Genomic DNA, 20,943 nt, shown 5'->3' with positions numbered 1-20,943 from the left:
CGGATGGCCCGGGGCGCGACGCGTTCCGGGCCATCCGCCCTGCCAGGCGGCGCTCCACGGGTCTAAACTGAGGATCATTCACACGCGGAGGTGTCGGATGCTCCCCATGGACGCCCTGCTCGGGGCCGGATTCATCCTCTTCGTCGTGGGCCTCGCGGTCGCGACGAGCGAGCGCTTCGGCCTGGACACGCGGGCCGGGCTGCTCGAACGGCGCGACCCGGGGGCGGCGAACGCGATGCGGCGGGCGCAGGCGGTCCTTGAGCTGCGCGGCGGCGGCTACGGCGACGAGTGCGTCGGGGCGGTGTGCACCCCGAGCCGGCGCAGCTGGATCGACGGGGCCCGCGTACGCGGCGCCGACATCGACCCCCGGGTCGAGGTCGCGGAGGAGCAGCTGCCGCCGATGCCGGCGACGGTCGTCGCCCTCGCGTCGGCGACGCACGTGCCCGCGGTCAGGCGCCCGGCGCCGCGAAGAGCCCCGGCCACCACGCGAGCGCCAGCGGATAGCCGATGAAGGCCGCCATGTCGAGCACCCAGTGCGCAATGACGAGCGGCATCGTGCGGCCCCAGCGCACATAGCACCAGCCGAACACGATGCCCATGGCGACGTTGCCCGCGAATGGGCCGAAGCCCTGGTAGAGGTGATAGGTGCCCCGCAGCAGCGCGCTCGAGATGATCGTCGCCCACGGCCCCACACCGAGCTGGCGCAGCCGGGTGAAGAGGTAGCCGACGACGATGAGCTCCTCGGTGAGCGCCGCCTTGAGGGCTGCGAGCACGAGGATCGGCACCGTCCACCAGTGGGTGTCGAGCGGCGCCGGCACCACGGCCACGGTGATGCCCATCGCGCGGCCCGCCGCGTAGAGCGCGAGGCCGGGGATGCCGATCGCCGCGACGAGGGCGAGCCCGCCCGCGACGTCGCGGCCCGGGCGGGTGAAGTCGAAGCCGATCCGCCGGAAGGGGCTCCGCCCGGGCTGCCAGAGCAGATAGAGCACGAGCGCGACGACGAACAGCCCGAAGGCGATGTCGAGGAACTGATAGGTGAAGTCGAGCCACTCGCGGCTCGAGCGCGACTGGTTGATCGCCGCCGACTGCTCGGCGAGCGGGGTCGGATCGGTCACCCGCGCGACGATCGACACGATCGAGTAGACGGCGGACGCGCCGAGGGAGAGCCCGAGCACGATGGCGAGCTCGACTCGCATACGAGCGGCGGATGGCATGCGATCATCTTCGCACGGCGTCACAGGACGCAAGATTCCTGCGCGTTCGCGTCGGATTGTGGCGCAGCGAGGCTCGCGAGGTTTCGCGTCGGTAACGGTTTGGCCGTGGAGTTTGCTTCGGGTGGGAGGACTCCTTAGCCTCGATTTACCAGCGCTCGGGCGCGGCCAGAAGCCGTGCCTGCATGCGCACATCTCACAGGAGGAACATTGAAGATCAAGAGAATCGGCGTTGCCGCCATTGCTCTTGCTGCGGCCGGGGCGCTCACGCTCACCGGTTGCACGAGCGGTTCGCCGTCGTCGAGCGGTGCTGCCGGCGACATGTCGGCCATCATCACGACGAACGGTTCCGAGCCCCAGAACCCGCTGATCCCGACCAACACCAACGAGGTCGGCGGCGGCAAGATCCTCGACGCGATCTTCGCCGGTCTGGTGTACTACGACGCCAAGGGTGCCGTGCACAACGACGTCGCGGAGTCCATCGAGTCCGACGACGCCCAGAACTACACCATCAAGATCAAGCCCGACCTGAAGTTCACGAACGGCGACCCGGTGAACGCCGAGTCGTTCGTCAAGGCGTGGAACTACGGCGCAGCGCTCGACAACGCGCAGCTCTCGAGCTACTTCTTCGGCGACATCGAGGGCTTCTCGCTCGACGAGAACCGCCCCGAGCTCTCGGGCCTCAAGATCGTCGACGACCTGACCTTCACGGTCGCGCTCATCCAGCCCGAGTCGGACTTCCCGCTCAGCCTCGGCTACTCGGCCTTCTACCCGCTCCCCGAGTCGGCGTGGGACGACCTCGAGGCCTTCGGTGAGAACCCGATCGGCAACGGGCCGTACATGCTCGACGGCGAGGGCGCCTGGAAGCACAACGAGGAGATCAACCTCGTCACGAACCCCGACTACGACGGTCCGCGCAAGGCGCAGAACGGCGGCCTCGACATCATCTTCTACGCCTCGCAGGACGCCTCGTACGCCGACCTGCAGGGCGGCAACGTCGACGTCGTCGACCAGATCCCGGAGGCGGCGCTCAGCAGCTACGCCGACGAGTTCCCGGACCGCTCGGTCAACCAGGCCGCGGCGATCTTCCAGTCCTTCACCATCCCCGCGCGCCTGCCGCACTTCTCGGGTGAGGAAGGCCAGCTCCGTCGCGCCGCCATCTCGATGGCGATCAACCGCGAGGAGATCACCGACGTGATCTTCGAGGGCACCCGCACCCCCGCGCACGACTTCACCTCGCCCGTCATCGACGGCTACTCGGAGGACGTGCCCGGCTCGGAGGTCCTCGAGTTCAACCCGGAGAAGGCGAAGGAGCTGTGGGCCCAGGCCGACGCCATCGCCCCGTGGAGCGGCACCTTCCAGATCGCCTACAACGCCGACGGCGGCCACCAGGGCTGGGTCGACGCCGTGTCGAACCAGCTGAAGAACAACCTCGGCATCGACGCGTCGGGCAACCCGTACCCGACCTTCGCCGAGGCGCGCACCGAGATCACCAACCGCACCATCCAGACCGCGTTCCGCAGCGGTTGGCAGGCCGACTACCCGGCGCTGTTCAACTTCCTCGGGCCGCTGTACGGCACCGGTGCCGGTTCGAACGACGGTGACTACTCGAACCCCGAGGTCGACGCCCTCCTGAAGGAAGGCCGTGCGGAGACCGACATCGACGCCGCGAACGAGAAGTTCCAGCAGGTCCAGGAGATCCTGTTCAAGGACCTCCCCGCGGTTCCGCTGTGGTACTCGAACGTCAACGGCGCGTGGAACGACACCGTGGACAACGTGGAGTTCGGCTGGAACTCGGTTCCGCTGTACTACCAGATCACCAAGGCTGCGGAGTAGTTCCCAGCCTGCGACGACTCAGGGTTAGACTCTGAGGCGCCCGTGGGGCGGCGGTCACCAGACCGCCGCCCCACACCCACGTATCCCGCGGTGTCGCGAACGGCGTAGCATCGTAGGGCGACTCCACAACGGTGAGGTTTCTTCCAATAATGTCCACAACCGCAGAAGCCGAGGCCTGATCCATGGCCGGCTACATCCTGCGCCGACTGCTGCAGGCGATCCCTGTCTTGCTCGGCACCACCTTCTTGATCTACTTCATGGTCTTCGCCATGCCGGGCGACCCCGTCGTCGCCCTGTTCGGTGACAAGACCCCGCCCCCACAGGTCCTCGAGGCGGTGCGCGAGCGCTACAACCTCGACAAGCCGTTCATCGTGCAGTACCTGCTGTTCCTCGGCGGCATCTTCCGCGGCGACTTCGGCGTCTCCTTCTCGGGCGAGCCGGTCTCCGACATCCTGGCCCGCACGTTCCCGGTGACCCTGCAGCTCGCGGCGATCGCCACGGTGTTCCTCGCCGTCGGCGGCATCCTCGTCGGGCTCATCTCGGGCCTGCGCAAGGGCGGCATCTTCGACGCGAGCGCGCTCGTGGTGAGCCTCATCCTCATCTCGCTGCCGATCTTCGTCGTCGCCTTCACCGCGCAGTACATCTTCGGCGTCCAGCTCGGCTGGTTCAGGACGACCGTGGGATCCGGGGCGCCGATCCAAGACCTGATATTGCCGGCAATGGTGCTGGCCACAGGAAGCTTCGCGCAGATCGTCCGACTGACGAGGGCGTCGGTCATCGAGACGGACGGCCAGGACTTCGTTCGCACCGCCGCGAGCAAGGGCCTGTCCCGGCGACGCATCGTCCCCGTGCACATCCTGCGCAACTCGCTCATCCCGGTCGTGACGTACATCGCCGTGGACTTCGGCGTGCTCATGGTGGGCGCCACCGTGACCGAGGGCATCTTCAACGTGCCCGGCGTCGGTCGCACCCTCTACCAGGCGATCATCCGCGGGGAGGGACCGACCGTCGTCTCCTTCGTGACCGTCATGGTGCTGATCTACCTCATCGTGAACCTCCTGGTGGATCTGCTGTACGCCGTTCTCGACCCGAGGATCCGCTATGTCAAGTAACACCCGATCCACTCAGCAGCACTACGTCGCCCCGGTCGAGGAAACGCCGCTCGTCGCCATCGACGCCGTGAAGGCCGAGGGCAAGCCCTCGAACCTCTGGCGCGACGCCTGGGCCGATGTGCGCCGCCGTCCGATGTTCTGGATCTCGGCGGCGATCATCCTGCTCGTCGTCGTGGTCGCCCTGTTCCCGGGCCTGTTCACCCAGGTGCCGCCGAACAACGACTGCCAGCTCTCGAACAGCAACGCCGGCCCCGCGCCCGGGCACCCGCTCGGCTTCACCAAGCAGGGCTGCGACATCTACTCGCGCATCATCCACGGCACCTCGACCTCGCTGTCGGTGGGCCTCATCGTGACGGTGCTCGTGGCGGTGCTCGGCATCCTGTTCGGCGCCTTCGCCGGCTTCTACGGCGGCTGGGTCGACTCGGTGCTCTCGCGCCTCGGCGACATCTTCTTCTCGATCCCCTACATCCTCGCGGCCGTCGTCGTCATGTCGGTGCTCTCGAAGTACGCGAGCATCTGGACGATCGCGTTGGCGATCGGCATCTTCGCGTGGCCGGCGACGGCGCGTGTGCTGAGAGCCGAGATCCTGCGGGTGAAGAACTCGGACTTCGTGATGGCGGCCACCGCCCTCGGCGTCTCCCGGTTCCGCATCCTGCTGCGGCACGTGCTGCCCAACTCGATCGCCCCGGTCATCGTGATCACCACCATCTCGCTCGCCTCGGCGATCGTCGCGGAGGCGACCCTGTCGTTCCTCGGCGTCGGCCTGCCGTCGAGCATCATGTCGTGGGGCAACGACATCAGCCAGGCGCAGCGCGACCTCCGCACCGCGCCGCAGACGCTGATCCTCCCGTCGATCGCGCTGAGCGTGACCGTGCTGAGCTTCATCATGCTCGGCGAGGTCGTCCGCGACGCGCTCGACCCGAAGGCGAGGGCACGTCGATGACCGAGATCGAGACCCAGAAGACGATCGGAACCCCCGTGCCCGAATCCCGCACCGACGACGAGCGGCCGCTGCTCGAGATCAAGGATCTCAAGGTCGGTTTCAAGACCCAGACCGGCATGGTCACCGCGGTCGACGGCGTCAACCTCACCCTTTACCGCGGGCAGAGCCTCGCGATCGTGGGGGAGTCGGGCTCCGGCAAGTCGACGACCGCGCACGCGATCATCAACCTGCTGCCGGGCTCCGGCGAGATCACCGGCGGCCAGATCCTGCTCGACGGGCAGGACCTGGCCAAGGCGACGAAGCACGAGATGGAGTCCATCCGCGGCCGCAAGATCGGCTTCGTCCCGCAGGACCCGATGTCGAACCTGAACCCGGTCTGGTCGATCGGCTTCCAGGTCGAGGAGGCGATCCGTGCGAACGGCATCGCGAGCGAGCGCAAGGCCGTCAAGGCGCGCGCGATCGAGGTGCTGAAGGAGGCCGGCCTGCAGGACGCCGACCGCCGCCTGAAGCAGTTCCCGCACCAGTTCTCCGGCGGCATGCGCCAGCGCGTGCTCATCGGCATGGGCCTCGCGGCGAACCCGCAGCTGCTCATCGCCGACGAGCCCACCTCGGCGCTCGACGTGACGGTGCAGCGGGTCATCCTCGACCACCTCGAGTCCCTCACCCGCGAGCTCGGCACCACGCTGCTGTTCATCACGCACGACCTCGGCCTCGCGGCCGAGCGCGCCGAGCAGCTCGTCGTCATGTACAAGGGCCGCGTCGTCGAGTCGGGCCCGTCGCTGCAGATCCTGCAGAACCCGCAGCACCCGTACACGCAGCGGCTCGTCGCCGCGGCGCCGAGCCTCGCCTCGCGTCGTATCCAGGCCACGGGCAGCATCAAGGCCGCCGAGAACTCGATGGGCGAGGATGCCGCGTCCGCCGCGGGCGAGGCGATCGACCTGATCGCCACGGCCGAGGCGCGTGCGGAGGCGCTCGAGACCGCTGCGGCGCAGCCGCCGGCGATCGTCGTGGAGGACCTGACGAAGGTCTACAAGATCCGCGGCACGGGCGACTTCACGGCCGTCGACAGCGTCTCGTTCCAGATCGCGAAGGGCACCACCACGGCGCTCGTCGGCGAGTCGGGCTCGGGCAAGTCGACCGTGGCGAAGATGCTGCTGAAGCTCGAGGACTCGACCTCCGGCCGCATCCTCGTCGGCGGCGCCGACCTCGCGAACGTGCGCGGCCAGGAGCTCTTCGCGCTCCGCAGCCGCATGCAGCCGGTCTTCCAGGACCCGTACGGTTCGCTGAACCCGCTCCGCAACATCGGCAACACGATCGGCGAGCCGCTGATGACCCACAAGGTGGGCACCAAGGCGTCGCGCCGCGAGCGTGTGTTCGAGCTGCTCGACCAGGTCTCGCTGCCGCGGACCCTCGTCGGCCGCTACCCGAACGAGCTCTCGGGCGGCCAGCGCCAGCGCATCGCCATCGCGCGGGCGCTCGCGCTGAAGCCCGAGATCGTCGTGCTCGACGAGGCCGTATCGGCTCTCGACGTGCTCGTGCAGGCCCAGATCCTGCGCCTGCTCGCCGATCTGCAGGCCGAGCTCGGGCTCACCTACCTCTTCATCACGCACGACCTCGCGGTCGTGCGCGTCATCGCGGACAACGTCTGCGTGATGCAGAAGGGGCGCATCGTCGAGGCCGCGACCACCGACGAGGTGTTCGACAACCCGCAGCAGCAGTACACGAAGGACCTGCTCGCCGCGATCCCGGGGGCGAACATCCCGCTCGGCGTCTGATCCGCTCCGTTCGAAGGCCCGGCCGGTGTTCACCCGGCCGGGCCTTCGGCGTCCCCGGGCGGAGGCGGGGCGCCGCAGTCTGTGAACCGCGTGCCAGTGCGTTCTCCAGCGTGCGATACGATGTCAGGCGGCCGAGTCCGGCCGATCATCCACCGACAGGAGCTTTCCTTCATGGCGCTCGCCCACCGCACCGATCTGCGCAACGTCGCGATCGTCGCCCACGTCGACCACGGCAAGACGACGCTCGTCGACGCCATGCTCAAGCAGACGAACTCCTTCGCGGAGCACGCGCACGTCGACGATCGCGCCATGGACTCCAACGAGCTCGAGCGTGAGAAGGGCATCACGATCCTCGCCAAGAACACGGCGGTGGAGTACAACGGCGTGCACGCGAAGGACGGCCCGGTCACGATCAACGTGATCGACACCCCCGGGCACGCCGACTTCGGCGGCGAGGTCGAGCGCGGCCTGTCGATGGTCGACGGCGTCGTGCTGCTCGTCGACTCCTCCGAGGGGCCGCTGCCGCAGACCCGCTTCGTGCTCCGCAAGGCGCTCGAGGCCCGCCTGCCGGTCATCCTCCTCGTGAACAAGACCGACCGGCCCGACGCCCGCATCGCCGAGGTCGAGGAGGAGAGCCACGACCTGCTGCTCGGCCTCGCCAGCGACCTCTCCGACGACGTGCCCGACCTCGACGTCGACGCGCTGCTCGACGTGCCGGTCGTCTACGCCTCCGGCAAGGCCGGCCGCGCCTCGCGCAACCGCCCGGCGAACGGCGAACTGCCCGACAACGGCGACCTCGAGCCGCTCTTCGAGGCGATCCTCGAGCACGTGCCCGCGCCGAGCTACGACGACGAGGCGCCGCTGCAGGCCTGGGTCACGAACCTCGACTCCTCGCCGTTCCTCGGCCGCCTCGCGCTGCTGCGCGTCTTCAACGGCCGCATCAAGAAGGGGCAGACGGTCGCCTGGGTGCGCCACGACGGCAGCCACTCGAACGTGCGCATCACCGAGCTGCTGAAGACGAAGGCGCTCGAGCGCTTCCCTGCGGAGGACGCGGGCCCCGGCGACATCATCGCCGTCGCCGGCATCGAGGACATCACCATCGGTGAGACGCTCGCCGACCCGGAGGACGTGCGTCCGCTGCCCGCGATCCACGTCGACGACCCCGCCATCTCGATGACGATCGGTACGAACACCTCGCCGATCGTCGGCAAGGTGAAGGGGCACAAGCTCACGGCCCGCATGGTCAAGGACCGGCTCGACCGCGAGCTCATCGGCAACGTCTCGCTCAAGGTCGTCGACATCGGCCGCCCGGACGCCTGGGAGGTGCAGGGCCGCGGCGAGCTGGCTCTGGCGATCCTCGTCGAGCAGATGCGTCGCGAGGGCTACGAGCTCACCGTCGGCAAGCCCCAGGTGGTCACCAAGCAGGTGAACGGCAAGACGCACGAGCCGTACGAGCACCTCACCATCGACGCCCCCGAGGAGTACCTCGGCGCCATCACGCAGCTCCTCGCCGCGCGCAAGGGCCGCATGGACAACATGTCGAACCACGGCACCGGCTGGGTCCGCATGGAGTTCATCGTGCCGAGCCGCGGCCTCATCGGCTTCCGCACCGAGTTCCTCACGATCACCCGCGGCACCGGCATCGCGAACGCGATCTCGCACGGCTACGACGAGTGGGCGGGCACGATCACGACCCGCAACAACGGCTCGATCGTCGCCGATCGCGCGGGCGTCGTGACCCCGTTCGCGATCATCGCGCTCCAGGAGCGCATGACCTTCTTCGTGAACCCCACCGAGGAGGTCTACGAGGGCATGGTCATCGGCGAGAACTCGCGCGCCGACGACATGGACGTGAACATCACGAAGGAGAAGAAGCTGACGAACATGCGTTCGTCGACGGCCGACACCTTCGAGTCGATGACCCCGTCGCGCCAGCTCACGCTCGAGGAGTGCCTCGAGTTCGCTCGCGAGGACGAGTGCGTGGAGGTCACCCCCGAAAAGGTGCGCATCCGCAAGGTCGAGCTCGACGCGACCGCCCGCGCGCGCGCCGCTTCGCGTCTGAAGAAGCAGGGCTGATCGGGGATTCCACCGTTCCATCGCGGATGCCGCGGGCTTCGGCCCGCGGCATCCGCCGTTTCCGGGCTGGGCGCTTCGACGAGCTCAGCGGACCAAGGATGACGGGCTCGGCGGATCACGGGGTCGGATGCCGCGCTGGGATTCCTCCACCGGATGCATGCATTCGGATGAAGCTCCCAGGCAAAGGCACGTACCGTAGCCGAGGCCATCGATAAAGATTCGATAACGAACGCACGAACCCGATACGAAACGCATGACGACTTCCCCCGCATCCCGCGGCCGCCGCGCGGCCGCTCGCCCGGCTCGACGCCGCCGCCCCAGCCCCCCGCCCGCCAAGCGCCTCCTCGCGACGCTCGGCATGACCTTCGCCGGCGGCATGATGCTCGCCACGAGCCTGCCTGCCCTCGCCGTGACCGCGACCTCGACCGAGCCGACCGCCTCGGTCTACGCGCCCGTCGTCGACGTGCTCGCCCCGAAAGCCCAGGAGCTCGAGGTCGGCGGCGACGTCGTGGCCGCGCAGGTCGCCGTCGACGAGTTCACCGCGGTCGCGGCGCCGCCGCCGATCGCCTCCTCCGTCGCCGGTCTCGGCACGGTCGAGATCCAGCGCACGGACGCCATCGTGTGGCCCGTGACGAACCCCGGCCGCATCAGCGACGGCTTCGGCCCGCGATCCGCGCCGTGCGCCGGGTGCTCGACCTTCCACAAGGGCGTCGACTTCATCCCCGGCGAGGGGACGCCCGTCATGTCGATCGCCGACGGCGTCGTCGTGACCGCCACCGAGAACGGCGGCGGGCTCGGCGTGAACGTCGAGGTACAGCACAACATCGATGGCGAACTGCTCACGAGCTCGTACTCGCACATGCAGTTCGGCTCGCTGCAGGTCTCGGTCGGCGACCGCGTCACCGCCGGCCAGCAGCTCGGCAACATCGGCTCGACCGGCCAGTCGACCGGCCCGCACCTGCACCTCGAGATGTACGGCCCGGACGAGGCACGCTTCGACGGCATGGCCTGGCTGAGCGCGCGGCTCGGCTGAGTCGGGGAGACGGGGCGCTCAGCGCCCCGTGAAGTCCGGGTCTCGCTTCTCGAGGAATGCGGCGACGCCCTCGCGCATGTCCTCGGTGCGGAATGCGTCGCGGAAGCCCTCGATCTCGAGCAGCGTCGCGGTCGCGGTCGGGGTGCCCGCGGCGCCCACCAGCACGCGCTTGGCGAGGCCGACGGCCGTGGCGGCGTTCCGCCCGATGAGCTCCACGGTCTCGCGCGCGCCGGCGAGGAGCGCTTCACGGTCGTCGAAGCGGCGCGTCACGAGGCCCACCCGCACCGCCTCCTCGACGTCGAGCTGACGGCCGGTGTAGATGAGCTCCTTCGCGAGCGCGGGTCCGACGACGCGGGGCAGGCGCACCGTTCCCCCGAAGCCCGGGATGAGTCCGAGGTGCACCTCGGGCTGCCCGAAGCGCGAGGCCTCCGTCGCATAGATGAAGTCGCAGGCGAGGGCGAGCTCGAGCCCGCCGCCGAGCGCGTAGCCGTCGACGCAGGCGATGACCGGCAGCGGCAGCGCCTCGATCGCGGCGGCCACGGCGTGCCCGTGCTCGGCGGTCTGCGCGCCCTCGTCGGGAGTGAGCTCGGCCATGGCCGAGATGTCGGCGCCGGCCACGAAGGCGCGGCCGCCCGCGCCGACGAGGAGCACGCCGGCGAGCCCGCCCGGGTCGGCGGCCAGCTCGGCGAGCACGTCCGCCAGTGCGTCGAGCACCTCGGGAGAGAGCGCGTTGAGCGCCTTCGGGCGGTCGATGGTGACGACGGCGGTCCGCCCATCGCGCTCGAGCCGCACCACCGGGGCCGCGAGGCCCTCGCTCGTCGTCGTGCCGTCGTCGCTCGTCATGCCGCCTCCCACTCGCCCCGGCCGGGGCCTCCCGCCACACGCTACGCCATGTCCGAGGTCGAGGGTCGGCGGTAGACTCGGCGCATGTCCGCCGCGTATCCTCCTCTCCGTCTCGGCCTGCTCGCCGCCACCGCCGTCGTCGCGGCGACGGTGCTCACCGGCTGCTTCGCGAATCCGGTCGAAGACCTCGTGAACCAGGGCATCGAGGGCGCGGTCGAAGAGGCGACGGGCGGCGACGTCTCGCTCGGCGGCGAGCTGCCCGCCGATTTCCCGGCCGAGGTGCCGCTGCCCGAGGGCGAGGTCGTCTTCGCTGCGGGCACAGCCGGCGAGGGCTGGGTCGTCACGATGACCTCTTCGGCCGCTGACCCCGTGGCCGAGGCGACCGCGGCGCTCGAGGCCGCCGGCTTCACCGTCGACACTGCGCTCTCCGGCACCGACGCGGGCGCGTCCGTCTATTCGAACGAGCAGTATCTCGTGGTCGTCGCGGGCGACGGCGAGAACATCGCGTTCACGGTCACGGCGAAGCCGCAGTGACCGAGCACGCGGCACCAGTGTCGACCTGGAGCCGGGTCGGCGGGCTCCTGCTCGCGGCGCTGATCGGGCTCGTCTACGGCGCCGTCGCCACGATCGGGCACCGCCAGAGCTTCGAGCTCGGCGGGGTGGTCGTGCCCTGGGGGCTCGTCGCCGGGCTCCTCGGCGTCGCCGCGCTCCTCCTCGGCATCCGACTCGTGGCCGGCGGCCGCTGGGCGGCCGCGGCCGCGGCGGTCGGCGTCATCGCGATCGTCGCGCTGCTCTCCCTGCCGGGCCCGGGCGGCTCGGTGCTGATCGCGAGCGGGCTCGTCGGCACCGTCTGGTCGGTGGGGCCCGCGCTCATCGCGGTGCTGATCGTCGCCTGGCCCTCGCTGCCGCAGCGCCGCCGGCCGCAGCTGACGGCGGTTCCCGCGTCCTCCGGTGACGCCGCGACTGCGCCGTGAGCCGCAGGGCCGCTCTAGACTGAAGCGACCGTTTCGAAGGGACGAGCCGTGACGTATGTGATCGCGCTGCCGTGCGTGGACGTGAAAGACCGCGCCTGCATCGACGAGTGCCCCGTGGACTGCATCTACGAGGGCGAGCGATCGCTGTACATCCACCCCGACGAGTGCGTCGACTGCGGCGCGTGCGAGCCCGTGTGCCCGGTCGAGGCGATCTACTACGAGGACGACCTGCCCGACGAGTGGGCCGACTACTACAAGGCGAACGTCGAGTTCTTCGACGAGATCGGCTCGCCCGGCGGCGCCGCCAAGGTCGGCGTCATCGCCTCCGACCACCCGATCGTCGCCGCCCTTCCCCCGCAGGCCCACTGAGCATGGCGCGGGGCGAGCTTCCCGACTACCCCTGGGACCTGATGGCGCCGTACCGCGAGACCGCGGCGGCGCATCCCGGCGGCCTCATCGACCTGTCGATCGGCTCGCCCGTCGACGAGACGCCCGCGGTCGTGCGCGAGGCGCTGGCCGCGGCGACCGATGCGCACGCCTACCCGACCACGGTCGGCACCGACGAGCTCCGCGCCGAGATCGTGCGCTGGTTCGCGGATCGCCGGGGGGTCACCGGTCTCACCGAGGCCAACGTGCTGCCGACGATCGGCTCGAAGGAACTGGTCGCGCTGCTGCCGTTCCTGCTCGGCCTCGGCGAGGGCGACGTGGTGGTGCATCCGCGAGCGGCATACCCGAGCTACGAGATGGGCGCGGTGCTGGTCGGCGCGACGGCGATGGCCGCCAACGACCCCGCCGAGTGGCCGGCCGAGACGAAGCTCATCTGGCTGAACAGCCCCGGCAACCCCGACGGTCGCGTGCTCGGCCTCGACGAACTGCGGGCCGCCCGCGCCCGGGCTCACGAGCTCGGCGCCGTCATCGTCAGCGACGAGTGCTACGCCGAACTCGGCTGGGAGGGGGAGTGGGCCGAGACGCCCGTGCCCTCGCTGCTCGACCCGCGCGTGATCGGCGACGACCGTCGCAACACCCTCGCGATCTACTCGCTGTCGAAGCAGTCGAACATGGCCGGGTACCGCGCGGCGTTCGTCGCGGGATGCCGCAGCGTCGTCTCGCGCATCACGACGGTCCGCAAGCACGCCGGGCTCATGGTGCCCTTCCCGCTGCAGCAGGCGATGGTCGCGGCGCTCCGCGACGAGCGGCACGTGGCCGAGCAGAAGGAGCGGTACCGGGCGAGGCGCGCGCAGTTGAAGCCGGCGCTCGAGTCGGCAGGGTTCCGCATCGATCACAGCGAGGCCGGGCTCTATCTCTGGGCGAGCGAGGGGCGCGACGCGTGGGAGAGCATCGAGCGCCTCGCCGGCCTCGGCATCCTCGGCGGGCCGGGGCACTTCTACGGCGTGCACTTCCCGCAGCACGTCCGACTGTCGCTCACCGCGAGCGACGAGCGCATCGCTGCGGCGGCCGCTCGTCTGCGCGGCTGACGCGCTGATCCGCAGGGCATTGTCGGCATTCTCCAAGGATCGGGCGATGCTTTGGCGAGTGCGACAGTGTGCCCCGGGCGCGTCTAGGCTGTACTCGGGCAGCGGCCGCCAACCGGGCTGCACCCTTGAAGGCAGGTGACCGCACCATGACGATCACAGGAGGCGCCGTGACCGACGTCGTGAACTCCGCGGCCGGGCAGAACCCCGCGACCGCGACCCTGAACTACCCGGGCGGCACCGCCGAATTCCCGATCACCCCTGCGGTGCAGGGCAGCGCCAGCATCGACCTGTCGACGCTCACCCGCCAGACGGGGCTCACCGGGCTCGACTACGGCTTCGTGAACACGGCTTCGACCCGGTCCGAGATCACCTACATCGACGGCGAGCAGGGCATCCTGCGCTACCGCGGGTACCCGATCGAGCAGCTCGCCGAGCACTCGACGTACCTCGAGGTCGCCTGGCTGCTGATCTACGGCGAGCTGCCGACGGCCGACCAGCTGGCCGACTTCGACGACAAGGTCCGTCGGCACACGCTGCTGCATGAAGACCTGAAGCGCTTCTTCTCCGCGCTGCCGCACACGGCGCACCCCATGTCGGTGCTGTCGAGCGCCGTCGCCGCGCTGTCCACGTACTACGAGGGCTCCTCCGATCCGCACGACCCCGACCACGTCGAGGTCACGACGCTGCGCCTGCTCGCGAAGCTGCCGGTCATCGCCGCGTACGCGCACAAGAAGAGCGTCGGCCAGGCGTTCCTCTACCCCGACAACTCGCTGAACTTCGTCGAGAACTTCCTGCGTCTGAACTTCGGCAACATGGCCGAGCCCTACGTGCTCGAGCCCACGCTCGTGCGCGCGCTCGACCGCCTGCTCATCCTGCACGAGGACCACGAGCAGAACGCCTCGACGTCCACCGTGCGGCTCGTCGGTTCCACCGGCGCGAACCTGTACTCGTCGATCTCGGCCGGCATCCAGGCCCTCTCGGGTCCGCTGCACGGCGGCGCGAACGAGGCCGTGCTGCAGATGCTCGCCCGCATCCAGGAGTCCGGCGAGGGCGTCGCGAAGTTCGTCGAGCGCGTGAAGCGCAAGGAGGACGGGGTGAAGCTCATGGGCTTCGGCCACCGCGTCTACAAGAACTACGACCCGCGCGCGAAGATCGTGAAGGAGTCGGCCGACGCCGTGCTCGAGAGCCTCGGCGTGAACGACCCGCTGCTCGACATCGCGAAGGAGCTCGAGCAGTTCGCGCTGCAGGACGACTACTTCAAGGAGCGCCGGCTCTACCCGAACGTCGACTTCTACACCGGCGTCATCTACAAGGCGATGGGCTTCCCGACGCGCATGTTCACGGTGCTCTTCGCGATCGGCCGGCTCCCCGGCTGGATCGCGCACTGGCGCGAGATGAACCTCGACCCGCAGACGAAGATCGGCCGCCCGCAGCAGCTGTACACGGGGGCGCCGGAGCGCCGCTACCCGGGCGTCTGACCCCTCCGCACGAACGCCGGCCGCGTCACGCGGCCGGCGTTCGGCGTTTCCGCCGCCGGGCTCAGCCGGCGGGGCGGAGCGTCAGCTCGTCGACGGATGCCGCCGCGACCGCCTCCGGCGAGTACGCCCACGGGCGCTGCTCGCCGCGCTGCCAGAGCGGCGCCTGATCGTCGTAGTGGCGGTGGAAGGCGTGCCCGGAGGCTCCGGTGAGGTTCACCCACGTGGAGCGGTCGAAGTCGGCGAGGTCGACGACCATGCGCATCGAGGGCACCCAGTCGACGCCGTAGCCGAGCGAGGCATCCCAGCCGATCGCGTTCACGATCGCGGAGCCGCCGCCGAGCCGATAGGGGCCGCGGTTGAAGAGCCACTCGATGGGGGCGATGCCGGACTCGCCGAAGCTCTGGTTCGTCAGGGTCAGCGTGTGCAGCTCACCCCAGCTCCATCGATCGGGGTTCGAGCCGAGCAGGCTCCGCGTCTCGGACCAGGCGGTGCCGAGGGCGTCGGCGATCATCCCGTCGCGGCCGCTGATGCCGCGCTCCTCGTCGCTCCACCACGGCGACTCGGGATCGCTGAGGAGGGTGCCGACGACGCTGAACCACCGGTCGCCGCCGACCGGGCGGGTGCCCTCGGGGAGGTCGCCGAACATGTCGTCGAGCAGAGTGCGCCAGAACACCGCGAAGTAGGCGGCCTGACCGCTGTCGGCGTCGGCGTGCGCATCCCAACCGGCGAGGTAGTCGGCGCCCGCCTTCGCCTCGCCCGAGAGCTCCAGCTCCGCGATGAGCGGCAGGAACGCCTCGGCGTTCGCGTCGCGGGTGTCGAGCTGGATCGCGGCGAGGTCCTCGGCGCTCAGCTTCGCGCCCCCGTCGAGGGCCTCGGCGAGCCGGCGCTCGATGCCGTCGGCCCGGTAGCCGAGGTCCCAGTCGGCGGTGAGGAACGGGCCGTCGGCCGTCACGGCGTTGTTCGCCGTGACGATGACGCCTCGCTCCGGGTTGTACAGCGAGGGCAGCTCGGCGAAGGGGATGGAGCCGGTCCACCGGTTCGCGCTCGTCCATCCGGGCAGCGGCACGGTGCCGTCGCCGACGCTGCGGATCGGGATGTCGCCGGGCGCCTGGTAGCCGATGTTGCCGTCGACGTCCGCATAGACGAGGTTCTGGCTCGGCACGTCGAACAGCGACGCGGCCGTGCGGAAGTCGTCCCAATTCTGCGCGCGGTTCAGCGCGAAGATCGCCTGGGGCGTCGTTCCCGCCGTGAGCGCGGTCCAGGCGAGCGAGAGTTCGATGGCGCCCTCACCCGGATCGGTCTCGTCGGCGGCCGCGGCGATGCGCTCGAAGCTCTCGCCGATGCCGGTCACGAGCGGGCCGCGGCCGGTGGCTCGGACCGTGACGGTGACGGGGTCGCCGCCCGCGACCGCGATCGTCTCCTCGCGCAGCTGCAGCGGACGGCGCACACCGTCCAGCTCGTACTCGTCGCCCTCGACGCGCTCCAGGAACAGGTCGGCGACGTCGGGGCCGAGGTTCGTGAAGCCCCAGGCCACCCGGTCGTTGTGGCCGATGACGACGCCCGGAAGCCCCGAGAAGGTGTACCCGGCGACGTCGTACGCGCACTGCTCGGTGCGCTCCGCGCAGCGCAGCCCCATCTGGTACCAGATCGACGGCATCGCGGGGCCGAGGTGCGGGTCGTTCGCGAGCAGCGGCAGCCCGGATTCGGTGTGCGCCCCCGAGACCACCCACGAGTTGGAACCGAGGTCGCCGCCGGCCGGGCCGAACAGCTCGGGCAGGCCGTCGAGCGCTGCGCGGAGCTCGCGGAGCGAAGCGGCGGCATCCGCGGATCCGGCCGAGGCATCCGCGCCGCCTTCGTCGATCGGCGACGCCGCGCCGGCCGAGGCGGGGGCTGCGGACGCCGCCGGACCGCCGAGGATGGTCGGCATCGAAGTGAAGGGGTAGCCGGGATGCAGCCGCGCCACCTCCTCGGGCGGGAGCTCGGTGGCGAGCAGCGCCCGGTCGATCTCGTCCTCCAGGTTGCTGCGGAGGTCCCACGCCATCGCCTTGAGCCACGCGATCGAGTCGACGGCCGTCCACGGTTCGGGCGAGTAGCCGGGGTTCTGCAGGCCGAGCACCGCGTACTCGAGTGAGAGGTCCGCGCCGGCGCGTTCGGCGAGATAGGCGTTCACCCCGTCGGCGTAGGCGTCGTAGATCGCTCGGGTGGCCTCGTCGAGGAGCTCGTACTCCTGCTCGGCGATGCCCCGCCAGTTCAGGGTGCGGATGAAGGTGTCGGTCGGCACCTGCGAGGCGCCGAAGAGTTCGGCGAGCCGGCCGGCGGTGACGTGGCGGCGGAAGTCCATCTCCCAGAAGCGGTCCTGCGCGTGCACGTAGCCCTGGGCGAGGAAGAGGTCGTGGTCGCTCGTGGCGACGATGGTCGGCAGGCCGGCGTCGTCGCGTTCGACGGTGACCTCGGCTTCGAGCCCGGGCACGTCGACGGTGCCGCTCGTCTGCGGGAAGGAGCGCTGCACCGTCCACCAGCCGAACCCCCAGGCGGCGCCCGCGAGGACGAGCACGGTGACGAGCAGCCCGACGAGGAACTTCAGCAGACCCGAACGACGGGTCCGCGGTGCATCCGTGCCCAATGCCACTCCCTCGTGACGCGCATGACGGCGGCCGCCACGCGGCGGCCTGGGCACTCACTGTACCGGACGGCCGCGTTGCGGCCGCCGGCGCGGCCGTCAGGCGTGCAGCGCGTCGTTCAGCACGACGCCGCTGCCCGAGCGGGACAGCACCTCCACCCGGCCGTTCACCGAGTTGCGCCGGAACAGCAGGCCGGGCTGACCGGAGAGCTCCACCGCCTTCACGGTGCGCTCCTCGCCGTCGCCCACGATCGCGACCTTCGTGCCGGCCGTCACGTAGAGACCGGCCTCGACGACCGAGTCGTCGCCGATCGAGATGCCGATGCCCGAGTTCGCGCCGAGCAGCGCTCGCTCGCCGATCTCGACGCGCTGCGTGCCGCCGCCCGACAGCGTGCCCATGATCGAGGCGCCGCCGCCGATGTCGCTGCCGTCGCCGACGACCACGCCCTGCGAGATGCGGCCCTCGACCATGGAGGCGCCGAGGGTGCCGGCGTTGAAGTTCACGAAGCCCTCGTGCATCACCGTCGTGCCCGGAGCGAGGTGCGCGCCGAGGCGCACCCGGGAGGCGTCGGCGATGCGCACCCGCTCGGGGGTGACGTAGTCGAGCAGGCGCGGGAACTTGTCGAGGCCGGTGGCGTGGATGCCGTGCCGCTGCAGCGCGGGACGGAGCCGGTCGAAGTCGGCCGGGTGGACGGGGCCCGCGTTCGTCCAGACGACGGCGGGCAGGTGCCCGAAGATGCCGTCGAGGTTCAGGCCGTTCGGGCGCACCAGGAGGTGCGAGAGCAGGTGCAGCCGGAGGTAGGCGTCGGCGGTGCCCGCGGGGGCCGCGTCGAGCTCGATCTCGACGGTGACCGCCTCGATGCTGACGGCGCGCCGCTCGTCGGCGCCGGTGAGCGCCTCGATCTCGGCGGGCAGGATCCAGCGCTCGCGGCCGGCGGGGATGCCGCCGAGGGTGGGGGAGGGGAACCAGGCGTCGAGCACCGTGCCGTCGGCGGCGATCGTGGCGAGGCCGTCGGCCCAGGCGCGGCGGTCGGAGGCGGGGGCGGCGGCGTTCGCGGACATGCCTTCCAGCGTATCGACCGCCGCAGCGATGTGACGCCCGCGGTCCGCCCGGCGCCCCGCTCGGCCCGTCCCCTGGCCCGGTCCGACCGGACCGGACCCGCCGCATAGACTCGGGGGATGCCGGACGCACACGCCACCCCCGCCCTCGATCTCGCCGCGGACGTCGTGACGATCACGCGGGCGATCTGCGACGTCCCGAGCGTCTCCGGCGACGAGGGACGCCTGGCCGACCTCGTCATGCAGGCGCTCGCGGGCGCCGCGCACCTCGAGCTCGTCCGCGACGGCGACGCGGTCGTCGCGCGCACGAAGCTCGACCGGGACCGCCGGGTGGTCATCGCCGGCCACCTCGACACCGTGCCGATCAACGGCAACGTGCCGACCCGCTTCGAGACCGACGAGAACGGCACCGAGTATCTCTGGGGCCGCGGGACGGTCGACATGAAGGCGGGCGTCGCCGTGCAGCTGAAGCTCGCCGCCGAGCTCGCCGAGCCCGCCGTCGACGTCACCTGGGTCTGGTACGACCACGAGGAGGTCTCGTCCGCGCTCAACGGCCTCGGCCGGATCGCCCGCACCGCCCCCGAACTGCTCGCGGGCGACTTCGCGATCCTCGGCGAGCCCTCGAACGGCCAGGTCGAGGGCGGCTGCAACGGCACGCTGCGCGCCGAGGTCCGCACGAGCGGCCTGCGCGCGCACTCTGCCCGCAGCTGGGTCGGCGACAATGCGATCCACAAGCTCGCGCCGGCGCTCGCGAAGCTCGCCGCGTACGAGGCCGAGACGGTCGAGGTCGACGGGCTCGCCTACCGCGAGGGGCTCAACGCCGTGATCGTGCGCGGCGGCATCGCGGGCAACGTCATCCCCGACGAGGCGGTGCTCGAGGTGAACTACCGCTTCGCGCCGTCGAAGTCGGCGGCCGAGGCGGCCGAGTTCGTCACCGCCTTCTTCGCGGGCTTCGAGGTCGCCGTGGTGGATGCGGCGGACGGGGCGCGCCCCGGGCTCGACGACCCGCTGGCGCAGGAGTTCGTGCGCGCCGTCGGCGCCGAGGCCCGCCCGAAGTACGGCTGGACCGACGTCGCCCGCTTCAGCGCGATGGGCATCCCGGCGGTGAACTTCGGGCCTGGTGACCCGCTCAAGGCGCACGCCGACGACGAGCGCGTCGCGGTGGCCCAGATCGTCGACTGCGAGCGGGCGCTGCGCGCCTGGCTCACCGCCGCGGGCTGAGGCCGCCGATGCCGGTGCCGGCCGTTCCGTCGCCAGAGACGGTCAGGGTCTCGCGGTGGTCGCCGCGGGTGCGCTGGCGGCTGCTGCCGTGGTGGGGGCGGGTCGCGCTGATCTGGTTCGGCGCCCGCACGGTGACGACGGTATTCGTGCTGATCTTCGCCGACGGGCAGCTCGCGAACGCGTGGACGGGCGCGAAGCCCGACCTCTTCGCCTTCTCGAACCTCTGGGACGCCCGCTGGTACCAGATCATCGCGACGGGCGGCTACCCGAGCGAACTGCCGATCGACGAGAGCGGGCACGTCGCCGAGAACGCCTGGGCCTTCCTCCCGGTGTTCCCCGCGCTCGTCCGCGGCGTCACCTTCCTCGGCGTCCCGTGGAACGTCGCGTCGGTGCTCGTCCCCTTCGCGGCGGGGCTCGGTGCCGCGCTCTTGCTGCATCGGCTGCTCTCGCGCTTCCTCGAGCCCGACCGGGCGATGTTCGCGGTCGTGCTGTTCGCCGTGGCGCCGGTCTCGCCGATCATGCAGTTCGGTTACGCCGAGTCTCTCGGGGCGCTCCTGCTCGCCGTGGCGCTGCTCCTGCTCGTGGAACGCCGCTACGGCTGGCTCGTCCCGGTGCTCGCCGTGTGGGCGTTCACCCGCCCGGGAGCCCTGGCCTTCGCCCTGACGCTCGGGCTGCACTTCCTCGTGCGCTGGTGGCGGCGGCGCGACGACCCGTTCCCCGTGCGCGAGCAGGCGCTCGTCATCGCGGTGGGCCTCTTCGCCGCGGTCGTGGGCTTCGCATGGCCGGGCGTCGTCTGGGCCGTCACCGGCGAAGTGTCCGGCTACACGGAGACGGAGCTCGCCTGGCGGGCCGGCTACCTCGGGCACCAGGAGCTCGTGCCCTTCACCGCGTGGTTCCAGGGCGGCGCGTGGTGGGCGGACTTCGTGGGGCTGCCGGCGTGGCTCGGGATGCTCGTCGTGGTCGTGGTGATCGCGGCGTTCGCCCTCGTCCTGCTGCTGCCGGCCGTGCGCCGGCTCGGTCTCGACATCCGGCTCTGGCTCGCTTCCTACGGCCTCTACCTGCTCGCGGTGTTCTTCCCGCAGTCGAGCACGTTCCGCATCCTGATGCCGATGTTCCCGCTCCTGGGTGCGATCGCCGTGCCGCGCGCCCGGTGGTACCGCTGGAGCCTCGTCGTGCTGTTCCTCGCCCTGCAGTGGGTGTGGCTGCACTTCTGCTGGGCGGTGTCCTCGTATGACTGGAGTCCACCCTGACGCGCGAGTGAATTCTTCACACAACTCGCCCGGGATT

At 70.6% G+C, this 20,943-nt stretch carries 18 protein-coding genes; 14 read left to right on the top strand and 4 right to left on the bottom strand.

Going from position 1 to position 20,943, the window contains the following annotated elements; genetic code table 11:
- Positions 1-106 precede the first annotated feature (106 nt).
- On the top strand, positions 107-511 hold the full coding sequence (locus ACFWE1_RS02775) for a hypothetical protein (RefSeq protein WP_376932012.1): 405 nt from the start codon (positions 107-109) through the stop codon (positions 509-511).
- Here the strand turns inward: ACFWE1_RS02775 and ACFWE1_RS02770 are convergent.
- The gene (locus tag ACFWE1_RS02770) at positions 450-1,214 is read right to left on the bottom strand and encodes a CPBP family intramembrane glutamic endopeptidase (RefSeq protein WP_376932011.1); all 765 of its coding nucleotides are present in this window, start codon (positions 1,212-1,214) and stop codon (positions 450-452) included. The genes ACFWE1_RS02775 and ACFWE1_RS02770 overlap by 62 nt on opposite strands.
- 207 nt (positions 1,215-1,421) lie before the next feature.
- Here ACFWE1_RS02770 and ACFWE1_RS02765 point away from each other — a divergent pair, with 207 nt between their 5' ends.
- From ACFWE1_RS02765 to ACFWE1_RS02740, 6 genes are all read left to right on the top strand, one after another.
- Positions 1,422-3,047 carry an ABC transporter substrate-binding protein gene (locus ACFWE1_RS02765; RefSeq protein ID WP_376932010.1) on the top strand — a complete coding sequence of 542 codons (1,626 nt, stop codon included), beginning with the start codon at positions 1,422-1,424 and terminating at the stop codon, positions 3,045-3,047.
- Between the two features lie 182 nt (positions 3,048-3,229).
- Positions 3,230-4,159 carry an ABC transporter permease gene (locus ACFWE1_RS02760; protein ID WP_243567873.1) on the top strand — a complete coding sequence of 310 codons (930 nt, stop codon included), beginning with the start codon at positions 3,230-3,232 and terminating at the stop codon, positions 4,157-4,159.
- On the top strand, positions 4,149-5,102 hold the full coding sequence (locus tag ACFWE1_RS02755) for an ABC transporter permease (protein WP_230766214.1): 954 nt from the start codon (positions 4,149-4,151) through the stop codon (positions 5,100-5,102). The genes ACFWE1_RS02760 and ACFWE1_RS02755 overlap by 11 nt, the downstream gene beginning before the upstream one ends.
- Positions 5,099-6,877 (top strand): dipeptide ABC transporter ATP-binding protein, encoded by a 1,779-nt coding sequence (locus ACFWE1_RS02750; RefSeq protein WP_376932009.1) that lies wholly within the window; start codon positions 5,099-5,101, stop codon positions 6,875-6,877. The genes ACFWE1_RS02755 and ACFWE1_RS02750 overlap by 4 nt, the downstream gene beginning before the upstream one ends.
- 171 nt (positions 6,878-7,048) lie before the next feature.
- On the top strand, positions 7,049-8,953 hold the full coding sequence (gene typA / locus ACFWE1_RS02745; RefSeq protein ID WP_376932008.1) for a translational GTPase TypA: 1,905 nt from the start codon (positions 7,049-7,051) through the stop codon (positions 8,951-8,953).
- 253 nt (positions 8,954-9,206) lie between these two features.
- Complete coding sequence (locus tag ACFWE1_RS02740) at positions 9,207-9,986, top strand: M23 family metallopeptidase (protein ID WP_376932007.1); 780 nt, start codon at positions 9,207-9,209, stop codon at positions 9,984-9,986.
- 18 nt (positions 9,987-10,004) lie between these two features.
- On the opposite strand, the gene ACFWE1_RS02735 is transcribed toward ACFWE1_RS02740, so the two are convergent.
- On the bottom strand, positions 10,005-10,829 hold the full coding sequence (locus ACFWE1_RS02735) for an enoyl-CoA hydratase/isomerase family protein (protein WP_376932006.1): 825 nt from the start codon (positions 10,827-10,829) through the stop codon (positions 10,005-10,007).
- Between the two features lie 84 nt (positions 10,830-10,913).
- Here ACFWE1_RS02735 and ACFWE1_RS02730 point away from each other — a divergent pair, with 84 nt between their 5' ends.
- The 5 genes from ACFWE1_RS02730 (at position 10,914) to ACFWE1_RS02710 (ending at position 14,756) form a co-directional block, all read left to right on the top strand.
- On the top strand, positions 10,914-11,363 hold the full coding sequence (locus tag ACFWE1_RS02730) for a hypothetical protein (protein WP_376932005.1): 450 nt from the start codon (positions 10,914-10,916) through the stop codon (positions 11,361-11,363).
- A complete protein-coding gene (locus tag ACFWE1_RS02725; RefSeq protein ID WP_376932004.1) occupies positions 11,360-11,803 on the top strand; it encodes a hypothetical protein in 444 nt (147 codons plus the stop codon). The genes ACFWE1_RS02730 and ACFWE1_RS02725 overlap by 4 nt, the downstream gene beginning before the upstream one ends.
- A 48-nt stretch (positions 11,804-11,851) precedes the next feature.
- Complete coding sequence (gene fdxA, locus ACFWE1_RS02720; RefSeq protein ID WP_376932003.1) at positions 11,852-12,172, top strand: ferredoxin; 321 nt, start codon at positions 11,852-11,854, stop codon at positions 12,170-12,172.
- A gap of 2 nt (positions 12,173-12,174) precedes the next feature.
- Positions 12,175-13,278, top strand: coding sequence for a succinyldiaminopimelate transaminase (dapC, locus tag ACFWE1_RS02715; protein ID WP_376932002.1), 1,104 nt, complete (start codon positions 12,175-12,177; stop codon positions 13,276-13,278).
- Between the two features lie 146 nt (positions 13,279-13,424).
- Complete coding sequence (locus ACFWE1_RS02710) at positions 13,425-14,756, top strand: citrate synthase (RefSeq protein WP_243567882.1); 1,332 nt, start codon at positions 13,425-13,427, stop codon at positions 14,754-14,756.
- Positions 14,757-14,817: 61 nt separating this feature from the next.
- Here the strand turns inward: ACFWE1_RS02710 and ACFWE1_RS02705 are convergent, their stop codons facing one another.
- Positions 14,818-17,385 (bottom strand): penicillin acylase family protein, encoded by a 2,568-nt coding sequence (locus ACFWE1_RS02705; RefSeq protein WP_376932001.1) that lies wholly within the window; start codon positions 17,383-17,385, stop codon positions 14,818-14,820.
- Between the two features lie 90 nt (positions 17,386-17,475).
- Positions 17,476-18,438, bottom strand: coding sequence for a 2,3,4,5-tetrahydropyridine-2,6-dicarboxylate N-succinyltransferase (gene dapD / locus ACFWE1_RS02700; protein ID WP_376932000.1), 963 nt, complete (start codon positions 18,436-18,438; stop codon positions 17,476-17,478).
- Between the two features lie 117 nt (positions 18,439-18,555).
- Here dapD and dapE point away from each other — a divergent pair, with 117 nt between their 5' ends.
- Complete coding sequence (gene dapE, locus ACFWE1_RS02695) at positions 18,556-19,656, top strand: succinyl-diaminopimelate desuccinylase (protein WP_376931999.1); 1,101 nt, start codon at positions 18,556-18,558, stop codon at positions 19,654-19,656.
- An 8-nt stretch (positions 19,657-19,664) separates the two neighbouring features.
- Positions 19,665-20,906 (top strand): hypothetical protein, encoded by a 1,242-nt coding sequence (locus ACFWE1_RS02690; RefSeq protein ID WP_376931998.1) that lies wholly within the window; start codon positions 19,665-19,667, stop codon positions 20,904-20,906.
- Positions 20,907-20,943: the final 37 nt, after the last annotated feature.

This window comes from Agromyces sp. NPDC060279 (genome assembly GCF_042726785.1).
GTDB lineage: Bacteria > Actinomycetota > Actinomycetes > Actinomycetales > Microbacteriaceae > Agromyces.
The sequence above is the reverse complement of the archived record's forward strand: the minus strand, read 5'-3'. Positions and strand labels throughout refer to the sequence as shown.

Coding starts and splice junctions, on each gene's coding strand:
- ACFWE1_RS02775 (WP_376932012.1), top strand. CDS start 107: ATGGACGCCCTGCTCGGGGCCGGATTCATCCTCTTCGTCGTGGGCCTC.
- ACFWE1_RS02770 (WP_376932011.1), bottom strand. CDS start 1,214: ATGCCATCCGCCGCTCGTATGCGAGTCGAGCTCGCCATCGTGCTCGGG.
- ACFWE1_RS02760 (WP_243567873.1), top strand. CDS start 3,230: ATGGCCGGCTACATCCTGCGCCGACTGCTGCAGGCGATCCCTGTCTTG.
- ACFWE1_RS02755 (WP_230766214.1), top strand. CDS start 4,149: ATGTCAAGTAACACCCGATCCACTCAGCAGCACTACGTCGCCCCGGTC.
- ACFWE1_RS02750 (WP_376932009.1), top strand. CDS start 5,099: ATGACCGAGATCGAGACCCAGAAGACGATCGGAACCCCCGTGCCCGAA.
- typA (WP_376932008.1), top strand. CDS start 7,049: ATGGCGCTCGCCCACCGCACCGATCTGCGCAACGTCGCGATCGTCGCC.
- ACFWE1_RS02740 (WP_376932007.1), top strand. CDS start 9,207: ATGACGACTTCCCCCGCATCCCGCGGCCGCCGCGCGGCCGCTCGCCCG.
- ACFWE1_RS02735 (WP_376932006.1), bottom strand. CDS start 10,829: ATGACGAGCGACGACGGCACGACGACGAGCGAGGGCCTCGCGGCCCCG.
- ACFWE1_RS02730 (WP_376932005.1), top strand. CDS start 10,914: ATGTCCGCCGCGTATCCTCCTCTCCGTCTCGGCCTGCTCGCCGCCACC.
- dapC (WP_376932002.1), top strand. CDS start 12,175: ATGGCGCGGGGCGAGCTTCCCGACTACCCCTGGGACCTGATGGCGCCG.
- ACFWE1_RS02710 (WP_243567882.1), top strand. CDS start 13,425: ATGACGATCACAGGAGGCGCCGTGACCGACGTCGTGAACTCCGCGGCC.
- dapD (WP_376932000.1), bottom strand. CDS start 18,438: ATGTCCGCGAACGCCGCCGCCCCCGCCTCCGACCGCCGCGCCTGGGCC.
- dapE (WP_376931999.1), top strand. CDS start 18,556: ATGCCGGACGCACACGCCACCCCCGCCCTCGATCTCGCCGCGGACGTC.
- ACFWE1_RS02690 (WP_376931998.1), top strand. CDS start 19,665: ATGCCGGTGCCGGCCGTTCCGTCGCCAGAGACGGTCAGGGTCTCGCGG.